Raw genomic sequence first — 13,596 nt, forward strand, 5'->3', positions numbered from 1 at the left:
GGAGTTTAGCTGAAACAGGTCAACAAAACTGGTTGGTAGATTTATTTAAGTAAAAACCGTGGATTGGTTTTGCTTCATTCAAATTTCGTGAACACTTATTTTTTGATTAACTTTTAATCTGATAAAATTTTCACAGGAATCAAAGTGGAAAAAGAGTTTTTTCGGTATGCTAATTGTATGATAGACTATAGGAAAACTTAGTATTTTAGGAGAGAATGCTGATGAAAAAATTGTACATAAATAATGTAGTATCAAAGGAAGTAGAACATATTGTTTCGGCTGCAGGAATTATTGACCTATTTCCAAAAGAAGTGATCCTCCAGTATAATTGGCTGATTACCGATTATTCAGGTGACATAAGTATTTTGCATTCGATTGAAAAGAAGAAAAATGGAAAGTCGCTTATTTGGCTGAGCGGCCATAATTTATTGGATGCAATCAAAGATACTTATCTTTATGAAGGGGTGCTAACTGGTTTTTTACCCAGCATTTCTTTGGATGATCTTTTGATCTTTGATTCTTATCCTGAGTGGGAAGGCTGGAATCGTGATGTAGATCTTCCGTACGTTCAGCATCCATTAGGCAGCTTAGAATTAATCATTGATGATGGTAGCTCATATTCTGTCGTTACAGACGATACAGATCTATTGGTATATATAGAAAAGCATTGTAAGGATATAGCTGTGTCTGATTCATGTGATGAAAGACCAGACAGATCGTTTGGCGATCTTTATAGTCAACAGTTGCTACCCACAACTGTTGGCAACTGGTGGTTAACCTTTAACGGGGAGCCGATTTCTTTTAAAGTAATCGATGGTCATAGCAATTTTTCGAGTGACTACGGTGAAAGTCATCCAGATTGGGTCAGCGAAATAATCGGTCGCTTTATCTTATTGCCTAATTTAAAAATGATCAAAGGGAAGGGAAAACTTGAGATAAAAACGAATCTTCCTCGACACTCTTTCCGTGATTTTGAAATCGTTAGTGGGGAGCGATACTATGGAGCGCAATATTTGTTAAAAAAATCTGCCAATAACCTTAATTTTGCTGTAACTCAATATTATGACGATGAGTGTTTCCTGAAAAAATCCGGGGGTGTATATCAACTTGACAGATCTGACTCGGGATTCCCAGCTTATTATATTGAGGGGAATCAAAGTCCAGCTGATTTAAGATTTTGTTTGTCATGGGGTGCATTGGCTACTGCGGATTCTTTGTCCTTGGATGTGGCTTGTGACTTTGATCAAGAGGAGATTGTTCAAACTTTTAGTAATTAAAAGTGAATGAAAGCTATATAGAAAAAATCTGTTTCTAGTAGATGAACAAGGAACAGTTTTTTTCTATAGAATGTAAGTTGAAAAGTTAAGAGAACTTATAAATAGAGGGAAAATAACAATAAGATTTTAAAGAATCTGCTAAAATTTTCGTAACCGAAAATGAAAATAATATGATTGTTTATGAAAATTTTCATTTTCAGTTTACAATTATTTTTTTTTGACAAGTGAAATTTTAGCGAGTAGCCAATCACTCCTGGTGTTTAAGAGTTTTCAATTAAAGAACTTTTATCACAAACAAAAGATTCTTTCTGGATTTTGAGTATTTATCATGAAAAAAATATTCTATTGTTTTTCAAACAAAAGAAATCCTATTTCATTTTCACAAATTTCCTTGAGAGCAGGACCCATTTTTCGGTTTTTGCTCTCATTTTTCTCACAGAATCAAAATTTGGGTCATTTTGCATTTTCTCTTTTTTCCGATTAGGATAATCACCTGAGTAAAATTTGTTGTTTGGAGGAAGAGAAATGTGTACTTATGTGAAAAAAATAGCTTACCCAATGTTCATGCTGTCCTTACTTATGTTATCCTATTTGGCGCCTTTATTATCAGTCATCACAGCCAATGCGGACACCGAGGAGAATCCCAAAACAATCCTATTTCAAAACGAAAAGGGCACAGCGCAAGTGACCTCATTACCAGATCCTACGACAGGAGAAATCACTTGGACGATCGAGGTAGAAAAAAATCAACAAGCAGCAGCTAATCAACTAGCATTCAGCTTGAGTGAAGGGGAACAAACGGTTCTGCCGAACTCGATTCAAAGCAGCGGCACGCCATTTACATATGATCCGCAAAGACAGCAGCTGATGGAAGAAACCGCTAGCAGTTCTTTTAGCCAAATGACGCTAACGTTTCAAACAAAAAGTCTTCAAACATTGACAATCAAATCCGCCTTTCTTCAAACAGATGAAAAAAATGGACAAGTGAAAGAAGACATCATCAACACAACAGATGTAGCAGTTGTTCTACCTGAAAATGAATCCACAGAAGCAACGAGTACAGAAGCCGTACTTTCTGATACTCAGGATCAAACAGAGGCTTCTGAAAAAAAGGTTGTAACAACAAGCAACGAGTCACAACAACAAACGGCGTCAAATACTGCATCAAAAACCATAGAATCAACGCCTGATACCCAAGCAAGTGCGCCAGCAGCTTCACAACTTTCAAGTGGGGGCATTTTTAAAAATGATGTTCCTGAAGTTGATGACGCACTTCTAGGAGAAGCGCAATATTTTCATATTTTTGCTAACCATGCGACGCTAAATACACACACGAACGGAAATTTGGCCGTTGGTGAATTAAACGGAAATGTCAATTTTGGGACCAGTATTCAGGATGGTTCTTTGCCAACAGAAATCAATTATATTCAAAAAGTCAATACGATCGCAAATTCTTCCTTTGTGTCAGGAACTGATAGCAGAAAAAACAAAGTTGTCTTTGGCCCATCAGTCACAGTAGATTTAGCAGATCAAAATCAACAACCTGCCGTTTTTGTAAATGGACAGAGAATGGATCACTTGAAAACTTCCGAAGTTTTCCAAGATCAATCCGCAAGTGAACCGTATATAGATTTTAAAAAGGTATTTTCAACGTTACAGGCGACGTCAGAAAGGCTAGGAGCCTATCCGCAAACACCCGGTGTAACCAAAGACTTTACTGATAATAATCAGCGGGTCATCAATACCGCCCGTGCTGAAAATGATACACAAGAGGTTGTGTTGACCTTAACGGATGAACAAGGAAACCCGCTTGATGACGGTGTTTACGAACTTCAAAATAAAAAGACACATAAAGAGGTTGATGAAGAGGTCACAAATGATGATGGCCAAGTAATCGAAACGGATCTTCCAGAAGGGGATTATTCCTTTGTTGAAACAGAAGCGCCAGATGGCTATCTAATCGACAAGAAACCAATTTCCTTTTCGGCAGATACTATTGATGAAGAAGATCAAAAGGTAGTCGTTACTCTTTCAAAAACAGAGTTAGAAAAAGATACACCCATTACCATCAAAGGGCTAACAAAAGGCACGTCTCCTGTACTCATCAATGTGGATACCGAAGGAGCAAGTACCGTTAATATCAAGTCGCAAATCAAACTAGAATATACAGATGGCACGACGCGCAATAGTCATGAAACAGAAGCGTTTGATGATGCCGTTATCCTGTGGAATTTTATTAATCAGCCAGAAAATCAAATGCTTTCGATTAATAGTCCCTTCCAAGGAACGATTTTGGCTGTTGGTGATACAGTTGATGTCCACCAAAATGTTGACGGCAGTATCATTGCTGATACGGTATTGGTCAATGCGGAAACCCATCGCTGGGATCTTCAAGCCAATGAAACGGTTGTACCGATAATCAAACTAGCTGCAATGAATCACCTGCTATCTCTTGATACAACGACAGTCAGCGGAACCAAAACGTGGGACGATTATGACAACAAATTTAATACCCGTCCGACAAGCATTACGGTTCAATTATTACAAAACGGTGAAGTGTTCCAAACAAAAACGGTTACCCCGAATAAAGAGGGGGAATGGCATTATGAATTTACCGATCTACCAACAACCGACGAATCTGGTCAGACCTATGACTACGCAATTCAAGAAACACCCGTTGAAGGATACACCACCAAAGTAAATGTCTATGACCTAGTCAACACCTACCGTAATACCGAAACGACAGAAGTATCAGGAACAAAGACATGGAATGACTACGACAACAAGTTCAACACCCGCCCTGAAAGCATCACTGTCAAACTGATTCAAAATGATAAGGAAATCAACAAGCAAGTCGTAAAATCAGATAACCACGGCAACTGGACTTATCGCTTTGATAAGCTGCCAAAATACGACGCCGAAGGAAAAGTGTACACTTACACGATTCAAGAAGAAAATGTTCCAGAATACACCACCAAAGTAAATGGCTATGACCTAGTCAACACCTACCGTAACACCGAAACGACAGAAATATCAGGAACAAAGACATGGAATGACTATGAAAATAAGTTCAATACCCGTCCTGAAAGCATCACTGTCAAACTGATACAAAATGATAAGGAAATCGACAAGCAAGTCGTAAAATCAGATAACCACGGCAACTGGACTTATCGCTTTGATAAGCTGCCAAAATACGACGCCGAAGGAAAAGTGTACACTTACACGATTCAAGAAGAAAATGTTCCAGAATACACCACCAAAGTAAATGGCTATGACCTAGTCAACACCTACCGTAATACCGAAACGACAGAAGTATCAGGAACAAAGACATGGAATGACAACGACAACAAGTTCAATACCCGCCCTGAAAGCATCACTGTCAAGCTGATGCGAAACGGCGAAAAATACGCAGAAAAAAATGTAAAGTCAGATAACCACGGCAACTGGACCTATCGCTTTGATAAGCTGCCAAAATACGATGCCAAAGGAAAAGCCTACACTTACACGATCCAAGAAGAAAAAGTTTCAGGATACACCACCAAAGTAAACGGCTATGACTTAGTCAACACCTACCGTAATAACGAAACGACAGAAGTATCAGGAACAAAGACATGGAATGACTACGACAACAAGTTCAATACCCGTCCAGAGAGTATCACTGTGAAGCTGATGCAAAATGATAAAAAAATTGACAAACAAACCGTAAAAGCAGATAACCAAGGGAACTGGACCTATCGCTTTGAAAATTTGCCTAAGTATGATGAAAAAGGTCAAGCATACACGTACGCGATCCAAGAAGAAAAAGTGCCAGGTTACACTATTAAAGTCAACGGCTATGACCTGGTCAACACCTATCACAATACCGAAACAACGGTAGTATCGGGAACGAAGACGTGGAATGACTATGGCAACAAGTTCAATACGCGGCCGAAGAGTATCACTGTCAAATTGATGCGAAATGATAAAGAAATCGACAAACAAGTCGTAAAAGCAGATAACCAAGGCAACTGGACCTATCGTTTTGAAGATCTGCCAAAATATGATGAGAAAGCTCAAGCGTACACCTATAGCATTCAAGAAGTGGCTGTCAAAGGATACAGGTCAGAAGTCCATGATTATGACTTGATCAATACTTATGTCGAACCTAAAACGCCGAGAACGCCTGAGACACCGGTTGCTCCTAGCGGTCCCAAAGCACCAACACCTTCTGACAAGTCTGATAAACCGAAAAAAATAGCCGGAAACGCCGAGCAAAAGCTGGATGACAAAAAGAACCAGACAGAGCCATCACAGACAGATAATGAAAAAAGATTGCCAAAGACAAACGAGGAATCCTCTTATGAACTAAGTGTTCTTGGAAGTATTTTACTCACCATGATCGCCTTCCTATTCTATAAACAGAAACATATTTAACCAAACAAATCTTTGTACTGCTCCTTCGCTAGAAGTCAGTACAAAGATTTTTTCTTAAAAAAGTATAGGACTTATTTAAGACTTGCGACAAAACTTTGGCTGAAAACCGGTGTAAATGGTAAACTAAAATGAAGGGGGGATCCTATGGTTTGGCTATTGCTACTACTGCTAATTTTTATTTTTTTGGTGTACTATGTATATCGCACGTCTGTGATGAAAAAGGGCGTACGCTATTTTGTTTCGGCAATTATTATGCGTAACAATGAATGGTATGAAAAAGAAGGCAGAAAGAAACTGGGGATTCCATACAAAGAGCGGATCGCGAAAAGCAGTTCGGCTTTTTGGTCACAAGGTTCGGAATGTACGGTAACGACCACCGATGATCTGATCCTGAGAGCAGAAGTCTTTGATCAGTGTGCTAAAACGTGGGTGATCTGCTTGCATGGGTATCGCAGTGATGGGCAAGCAGACTGTCAAGATGCGGCCGAGAAATTCTGGGCTGCGGGTTACAATGTTTTAGTTCCTGATTTGCGTGGACATGGCCGTAGTGAAGGCAAAGAGATCGGCTTAGGGTGGCTAGATCGGATGGATCTGCTTTTGTGGATCGATAAGATTTTGGAAAAAGACCCACAAACCCAAATCTTCCTCTATGGTTTAGGGATGGGAGCGGCGACTTTGCTGCTGGCCAGTGGAGAAGTCATGCCGGTGCAAGTTGCGGGTTTGATCTCAGACAGCAGTTATACGTCCGTTTATAGTGCCATTCGGGCAAGTCTACCACAATTTTCTCGGTTACCCGTCAAGCGCTTTTTGCGATTAGCCAATCGTTACAGTAAACACTTAGTCGGCTACCCCTTCCTACAAATCTCAGTGACCCGACAAGTCGGCAGCAACCATTTACCTGTGCTGTTTTTACAAGGAGAAAAGGATACGTTTCTTTCTGAAAAAGAAATCAATACTTTAATGGAAGCAACGGCTGGTCCGAAACAAAAAGTCCTTTTTCCCAATATGGGACATTTACAGGCAGTTAAAGATGCCCCAGAATATTGGCCAACCGTTTTGCAATTTATTGAGAAGATCAAACAAAAAACAGACATTGTCTGATAGAAAGGGCGAAAACAATGGAAATAAAAGAAGAAAATAAGCGTTTTGCTTTATATGATGGAGAAACAGAAATTGGTGAGATTACATGGCAAGAAACACCAGATGATGTACTTGAAGTTGATCACACCTTCGTCAACCCTGATTATCGTGGACAGCAATTGGCGCAAAAATTGCTCAAAGCAGTTGTTGAAAAAGCACGACGGGAAGAGAAAAAAATTATGCCTGTCTGCTCCTTTGCGGTCAAAGAGTTCAAAGAAAAACCAGAATATGATGACGTACTCGTTCGCTGATTTGAACGAAAGCGATCTATGAGAAAAAGGCTGTCAGAAAGGACAGTCTTTTTTTTAAACCGTCACGCAACGAGCAATGACAAAAAGGGAGTAGTAATTTCTAGCGGAAAATGCTAAAATAGAAAGGACGACTTTAGCAAGCAAGGAGGAGCTAACGTGTATAATATCTTATTAACTGCTGTAATTGTTATTTCGATTTTAATGGTCATTACGATCATGATGCAGCCTAGCAAGCAAAATAGTGCAGCTAGTGCCTTTACTGGCGGTGCGGATCAATTGTTTGGTAAGCAAAAAGCCCGTGGATTTGAAGCAGTGATGCAGCGCTCAACGGCCATTTTAGGGTTTGTTTGGATGGTCTTGCTCTTTATTTTGGCTTTTCTTTCATCAAACTAATCATTTTGCTAGCGAACCTCTCGTAAAGAGAGGTTTTTTTCTTTTTAAGGGGAAGATTTTGATCGCATTTGTCGAAGTATTCTTCTTAACTATGGTAGAATTGGACGTGAGGTGAAAGGAAACATGAAAACATTTAATCAACCAAAACCGGTTTTTGCTGAACACGGCAAGCGAGCAGTCATTTTGTTCCATGCCTATTCAGGTAGTCCTAACGATGTGCGTATGCTTTGTCGTTCGTTAGAACAAAAAGACTACACGGTTTATACTCCGATGTTTACTGGACATGGTACGCCCAATCCAGATGATATCTTAAATCAAGGGATGGCTGTTTGGCAGCAGGATGCTGCAGATGCAGTTACTTATGTAAGAGAAAAAGGCTATGAAGAAGTTGCCGTTCTTGGACTTTCGATGGGCGGGATTTTAGCGATGGATCGTTTGACACAAGATCCAACATTGATGGGGGGCGGACTGTTTTGTTCGCCATTATTTGAAACCAAGAATGAAGTGCCAGTCAATTTTGAAAAGTATGCTGAAATGGTCATACCCTATGCTGATTTAGACGAGGCGACCCAAAAAGAAATATTGGCAGAAGTCCCTCGTAAGGTCAGAGAGCAACTGCAAGGAATCGAAACAGTCGGACAAACCACAGCTGGGCATTTAGGGAAAATCGAGCGCCCAGTCTTTCTAGCACAAGCAGGAAAGGATCAAATGATCGATCCACAGACGGTTTTCAAAACAGCAGGGGCACTGTCCCATGTTCCCTATACGCTTCAATGGTATCCCGAAAGCGGTCATGTGGTGACCGTTGGACCAGAACGGAAAAAATTAGAGCAGGATGTGTTTGCTTTCTTAGAAACACTTGCTTGGAAAGAGTGAGTTATGACAGAAACGATTAAAACAAAAATCATTCAGTTTCTCGAAGAAAGCCGCAAAAAAAGTTTTTCAATGGAAGAAATTGCTGAAGGTCTAGGACTTCAAAAAAGTTCAGACTTTAAGAATCTTGTTCAGACAGTAGCGGCGATGGAACGAGAAGGCAGCGTGATTTTTAACAAAAAAGGCAAAGTGAAATTACCCATGAAACGAGTGTTTGTGGAAGGAACCTTCCGTGCCAACGAGCGGGGCTTCGGCTTTGTCACTTTGGATGAAGAAGAAGACGATATTTATATCCCTAAAGAAGCAACAGGCTATGCCATGGACGGCGATACCGTTGCTGTGGACATCGTGCACGTTGCGGATCCTTTCTCAGATCGTGGTGCAGAGGGGAAAGTCGTTGAGATCAAACAACGGGCCATCAGTCAGTTGGTCGGCGAGTTTACATTATTTGATGAAAAAGAGATCGAAGAGTCGGATCTATATGGCGTTGTTCAGCCTAAAGATAAAAAACTAAGTGAATTAAAGGTGTTTATTGGTGCTCAAGGGATTCGACCTGTAGATGGGAGCATTGTGATCGTTGAAATCAGCCATTACCCAGAAAAAGGTTATTCGAAAAGCTTAGAGGGGTTGATCACGAAAGTTGTAGGACATAAAAACGATCCTGGAATGGATATATTATCGATCGTCGTGGCGAACGGGATTCCAACAAAATTCGAGGAAGAAACCTTAGCAGCGGCAGATGCAGTACCAGATACGATCGATCCTGCCGACTTTCCGGAACGGCGGGATTTACGAGATCAACAGATTGTAACAATCGATGGAGCGGATGCCAAAGATTTGGATGATGCGGTGACCGTAAAAGCATTGCCTGACGGTAGCTTCTATTTGGGCGTGCATATCGCCGATGTTTCTTATTATGTGACCGAAAACAGCGCATTGGATAAAGAAGCGTTTGATCGGGGAACGAGTGTCTATCTTACGGATCGTGTGATTCCGATGATCCCACAGCGTTTATCAAACGGGATCTGTTCGTTGAATCCGAATGTCCCAAGGTTGACTATGAGCTGTGAAATGTGGATCAACCAAGAGGGGATCGTCACAGATTACAATATTTTCCAAAGTATTATTCAAACAAGTGCCCGTATGACGTATCAAGCAGTCAATCAAATCATTGAAGACAATGATCCAGAAACCACCAAAGAATATGCGGAATTAGTACCGATGTTCCATGATATGGCCGCCTTGCATCACGTGTTAGAAGCGATGCGCATCAAACGTGGGGCAGTTTCTTTTGAAGACCGAGAAGCAAAAGTCTTGGTCGATGGAGAAGGACACCCGCAAGAAATCGTTCTACGAGCACGGGGCGTCGGCGAACGATTGATCGAATCATTCATGTTGGCAGCCAATGAAACCGTGGCGCGTCATTTCAATCAGAAGCATTTACCATTTATTTACCGGATCCATGAGGAACCAAAAGAAGAGAAAATGCGACGCTTCTTTGATTTTGCATCTGCTTTAGGGATCGTAGTCAAGCAGACCAATGGCTCGATCTCACCAAAACAATTGCAAAAAGTGGTTGAAGATGTCGCAGATAAGCCAGAGGCAATGGTTGTCAATACAATGCTGCTAAGAAGTATGCAGCAAGCGAAGTATTCAGAAGAAAACGTCGGCCACTATGGTTTGGCAGCGGAAGATTATACCCACTTTACATCACCGATCCGTCGTTATCCCGACTTGATCGTGCATCGTTTGATTCGATCTTACAGTGAAGATGTCTCAGAAGCCAACCAAAACAAATGGGCTGAAATCTTGCCGGACATCGCGCTGCACAGCTCCCAAATGGAACGACGAGCAGTCGATGCAGAAAGAGAAGTCGATGCGCTTAAAAAAGCTGAGTATATGGCCGATAAAGTAGGAGAAGAGTTTGACGGTATCATCAGTTCCGTCGTTAAGTTTGGCTTGTTTATTGAATTGCCTAACACGATTGAAGGGTTGATCCATATCAATAATCTGAAGCAAGATTACTTCCATTATTTGGAAAACCATCTGGCACTTGTGGGTGAACGGACAGGCCTGACCTTTAAAATTGGTCAGAAAGTTCGCATCAAAGTCGTAAAGGCTGATCCAGAAACAAGAGAGATCGATTTCGAACTGGTAGCAGCAGAAGAAGTTGAAAAACTGCAAGCACCAAAAGCCAACAAACGTAACAACAATCAAAAAAATGAAGCTAGCCGCCGTGGAAAAAAACAACGAAACCCTGAGAAAAACCAAGGGAAACGCTTTGAGCAATCAGGCAAAGGCAAGCCGAAAAAAGCTGGCAAAGTGAAAAAGAAAAAACCTTTTTACAAAGGAATCAAGAAAAAATAATTGGAGGGATGGCCCGTGCCTAAAGGAGAAGGGAAATTAATCGCCCAAAACAAAAAGGCCCGCCATGATTACACGATCCTCGATACGATCGAAGCGGGGATCGTCTTACAGGGAACAGAGATCAAAGCGATCCGTAACAGCCGGATCAATTTGAAAGACGGCTTTGTACGCATTCGTAACGGTGAGGCATTCTTAGTCAATGTGCATATCAGTCCTTACGAGCAAGGAAACATTTTTAATCACGATCCATTGCGGACGAGAAAACTGTTGCTACACAAAAAGCAGATCGCTCGTCTGATTGGCGAAACAAAAAATACCGGTATGACGATTGTGCCATTAAAGGTGTATATCAAGGATGGTTATGCCAAAGTTTTGATTGGTTTAGCGAAAGGAAAACGCGAATATGACAAGCGGGAATCCTTGAAACGCAAAGATCAAGAAAGACAAATTGACCGAGTTCTTAGAAATTTCTAATTTTCTAAGAACTTCTTTTAGAATCCGATAGAGGTTATTGCTTTGAAAATCACGCTAAATTTGGTAGCATTTAAGGGAAAGCTGTTGATATAACAGGCTTTTTCTTCCACATAGCGACACGAGGATTTTTCAATTAATTTAGGATTTTTGGCATTGTGAGTTTTTTGTCTAATTTTCTTGAAAATGCTTTGAAATTTTCCATTCGTGGTGGTATGATACCGATTGTTATGAGAGGAAACGCATTGTAACACCAGATTTTTTCTGGAGATGACAGGAAAAGAGGTGAGAAAGATTGGAAGATAAATCGCTTATGTTTCATATCGGTCCTATATGGTTTGATGGAACTGTAGCTATGATGACAATCATTTCTTGTATTATTGTTTTTTTGGTGGTCTTTATTTGTACACGTAACCTGCAAATGAAACCGAAAGGGAAGCAGAACTTCATTGAATGGGTCATTGACTTTGTTCGTGGCATCGTGGCGGACAATCTACCAGGATCTCAAGTGAACAACTTTCATTTGCTCGGTGTAACAATGTTTCTTTTTGTGTTTGTGGCAAATGAGATCGGCTTAGTCACAAAAATCGTGACGACAGATGACATTACCTTATGGAAAAGTCCGACAGCAGACCCGTTTGTTACATTGACACTTGCACTTATGGTTATTTCCTTGACACATTTCTTTGGGATCAAGTCGTTGGGCTTCAAAAATTACTTGATCAATTCGTATCTGAAACCGGTGGGCTTTTTATTGCCGCTAAAAATCATCGAAGAATTTACGAATGTCATCACGTTAGGCTTGCGTTTATATGGAAATATATTCGCTGGTGAAGTGTTATTAGGATTGATTGCCAACATGTTTATTAGTCTTGGTTGGTGGTCATTGCCGATCGTGATGCCGCTAGAAATGATCTGGATTGGCTTCTCGCTCTTTATTGGAGCGATCCAAGCTTATGTATTTGTTACATTGACCATGGTATTTATGAGCCACAAAATCGTGGCAGAACATTAATCGAATCGACATACAATTAGGAGGAAAAAAGAATGAACTTTATTGGAGCAGGATTAGCAATTATCGGAGCAGCAATTGGTGCAGGGTATGGTAACGGACAAGTAATCGCAAAAACGATCGAATCAATGGCACGCCAACCTGAAATGTCAGGTCAACTACGTTCAACAATGTTTATCGGGGTAGCGTTAGTCGAAGCTGTACCGATTCTAGGGGTAGTTATCGCGCTGTTATTAGTCTTCCGATAAGACAAGCACGAAAAGGCAGAAACGAACAATTGCACTCGTTTTTGCTTTTTTCTAATGAAACAATGACTTTCAGAAAGGAAGAATCGTTATGCTAAATCAGTTGGTTATAGCGGAAGTTCAAAATCCAATGCTTGGCAATATTATCGTTGTCAGCGGATCAATTCTTCTTTTGCTATTCTTATTGAAACATTTTGCATGGGATGCCATCAGCAGCATGATGCAAAAACGGGAAGATAAAATCGCCAATGATTTGGATTCAGCGGAACAATCACGCTTGAATGCAGCAAAATTAGAAAAAGAACGCCAAGAAAAATTGGCACGTTCTCATTCTGAAGCTGCGGAGATCATCAAGAGCGCCAAAGACAGCGGGGAATTGAGTCGACAAAATATTTTGAGCGAGACCAAAGAAGAAGTGGCTCGTTTGAAAGAAAAAGCAAACTCAGATATCACCCTTGAAAAAGAAACTGCGTTAAAAGAAGTGAAAGATGATGTTGCAGAACTTTCGCTTCAAATCGCAGAAAAAATCTTAGGACGCGAATTGACTCCCGAAAATCATGAATCCCTAATCAATCAATATATCGAAGGATTGGGTTCAGTTAATGAAACTCGATAAATTCACAGTGGGAAAACGCTATGGAAAAGCCTTGTTCGAATTGGCGATGGAAGAACAGCGCTTGACAGAAGTTTACCAAGAATTAATGACCTTGCGTCAGATTTATCAGGAGATTCCAACATTCGGTCAGATCGTGACGGATAACCGCTTGGATCTCCATGAAAAAAGACAATTAGTCGATCAATTGCTGAAGGGCTTTGAAGGCTTGGTCAGAAATTTCTTAGAGATCGTTTATGAATATGATCGCATGGATGATCTATTGCTGATCATTGATGAATACGAACGTCGTTACGATGAATATCAAGGTCTTGTTCTCGGAACGATCACAACGGCTGTTGCTTTGTCAGCAGAACAAAAAAGCAAAATCGAAAAGCAAATCGCCGATAAGCTTGGGTACAAGCAGGCACAATTGAAAGAAACGATCGATCCAACGATTTTAGGCGGTGTCATCGTTGAAGCAAATCATCAAGTGATCGACGGTAGTATTAAGAGCCAACTGGATTATCTGCGACAAAAAATCGGCAGATAAACAAGAGAT

At 40.6% G+C, this 13,596-nt stretch carries 12 protein-coding genes; all 12 read left to right on the plus strand.

The genetic code is table 11. The features are described 5' to 3' along the window. The first annotated feature begins 221 nt into the window (after positions 1-221). On the plus strand, positions 222-1,277 hold the full coding sequence (locus tag IGI88_RS11880; RefSeq protein ID WP_429960861.1) for a hypothetical protein: 1,056 nt from the start codon (positions 222-224) through the stop codon (positions 1,275-1,277). A gap of 525 nt (positions 1,278-1,802) precedes the next feature. Then, positions 1,803-5,690 carry a Cna B-type domain-containing protein gene (locus IGI88_RS11885; RefSeq protein ID WP_429960553.1) on the plus strand — a complete coding sequence of 1,296 codons (3,888 nt, stop codon included), beginning with the start codon at positions 1,803-1,805 and terminating at the stop codon, positions 5,688-5,690. 144 nt (positions 5,691-5,834) lie between these two features. Then, positions 5,835-6,791: an alpha/beta hydrolase gene (locus tag IGI88_RS11890; protein WP_429960554.1), complete on the plus strand. Its 957-nt coding sequence runs from the start codon at positions 5,835-5,837 to the stop codon at positions 6,789-6,791. A 17-nt stretch (positions 6,792-6,808) separates the two neighbouring features. Next, a complete protein-coding gene (locus tag IGI88_RS11895) occupies positions 6,809-7,081 on the plus strand; it encodes a GNAT family N-acetyltransferase (protein WP_005234370.1) in 273 nt (90 codons plus the stop codon). Between the two features lie 156 nt (positions 7,082-7,237). Continuing rightward, positions 7,238-7,474, plus strand: coding sequence for a preprotein translocase subunit SecG (secG, locus tag IGI88_RS11900; RefSeq protein WP_005228700.1), 237 nt, complete (start codon positions 7,238-7,240; stop codon positions 7,472-7,474). A 123-nt stretch (positions 7,475-7,597) separates the two neighbouring features. Beyond that, positions 7,598-8,350, plus strand: coding sequence for an alpha/beta hydrolase (locus tag IGI88_RS11905; protein WP_005234371.1), 753 nt, complete (start codon positions 7,598-7,600; stop codon positions 8,348-8,350). Positions 8,351-8,353: 3 nt separating this feature from the next. Next, positions 8,354-10,714 (plus strand): ribonuclease R, encoded by a 2,361-nt coding sequence (gene rnr, locus IGI88_RS11910; RefSeq protein WP_429960555.1) that lies wholly within the window; start codon positions 8,354-8,356, stop codon positions 10,712-10,714. 15 nt (positions 10,715-10,729) lie between these two features. Further along, entirely contained in the window at positions 10,730-11,188 is a 459-nt protein-coding gene (gene smpB / locus IGI88_RS11915; protein WP_008380870.1) for an SsrA-binding protein SmpB, read from the plus strand. Between the two features lie 292 nt (positions 11,189-11,480). Then, positions 11,481-12,200 (plus strand): F0F1 ATP synthase subunit A, encoded by a 720-nt coding sequence (gene atpB, locus IGI88_RS11920; RefSeq protein ID WP_008380872.1) that lies wholly within the window; start codon positions 11,481-11,483, stop codon positions 12,198-12,200. A gap of 32 nt (positions 12,201-12,232) precedes the next feature. Then, entirely contained in the window at positions 12,233-12,445 is a 213-nt protein-coding gene (atpE, locus tag IGI88_RS11925; RefSeq protein WP_005228705.1) for an ATP synthase F0 subunit C, read from the plus strand. Between the two features lie 88 nt (positions 12,446-12,533). After that, positions 12,534-13,058, plus strand: coding sequence for a F0F1 ATP synthase subunit B (gene atpF / locus IGI88_RS11930; protein WP_005228706.1), 525 nt, complete (start codon positions 12,534-12,536; stop codon positions 13,056-13,058). Then, positions 13,045-13,587, plus strand: a complete 543-nt coding sequence (locus IGI88_RS11935) for a F0F1 ATP synthase subunit delta (RefSeq protein WP_016619750.1) — start codon at positions 13,045-13,047, stop codon at positions 13,585-13,587. The genes atpF and IGI88_RS11935 overlap by 14 nt, the downstream gene beginning before the upstream one ends. Positions 13,588-13,596: the final 9 nt, after the last annotated feature.

This window comes from Enterococcus sp. AZ179 (assembly GCF_050498885.1).
GTDB lineage: Bacteria > Bacillota > Bacilli > Lactobacillales > Enterococcaceae > Enterococcus_D > Enterococcus_D entomosocium.

Coding starts and splice junctions, on each gene's coding strand:
- IGI88_RS11880 (WP_429960861.1), top strand. CDS start 222: ATGAAAAAATTGTACATAAATAATGTAGTATCAAAGGAAGTAGAACAT.
- IGI88_RS11885 (WP_429960553.1), top strand. CDS start 1,803: ATGTGTACTTATGTGAAAAAAATAGCTTACCCAATGTTCATGCTGTCC.
- IGI88_RS11890 (WP_429960554.1), top strand. CDS start 5,835: ATGGTTTGGCTATTGCTACTACTGCTAATTTTTATTTTTTTGGTGTAC.
- IGI88_RS11895 (WP_005234370.1), top strand. CDS start 6,809: ATGGAAATAAAAGAAGAAAATAAGCGTTTTGCTTTATATGATGGAGAA.
- IGI88_RS11905 (WP_005234371.1), top strand. CDS start 7,598: ATGAAAACATTTAATCAACCAAAACCGGTTTTTGCTGAACACGGCAAG.
- rnr (WP_429960555.1), top strand. CDS start 8,354: ATGACAGAAACGATTAAAACAAAAATCATTCAGTTTCTCGAAGAAAGC.
- atpE (WP_005228705.1), top strand. CDS start 12,233: ATGAACTTTATTGGAGCAGGATTAGCAATTATCGGAGCAGCAATTGGT.
- atpF (WP_005228706.1), top strand. CDS start 12,534: ATGCTAAATCAGTTGGTTATAGCGGAAGTTCAAAATCCAATGCTTGGC.
- IGI88_RS11935 (WP_016619750.1), top strand. CDS start 13,045: ATGAAACTCGATAAATTCACAGTGGGAAAACGCTATGGAAAAGCCTTG.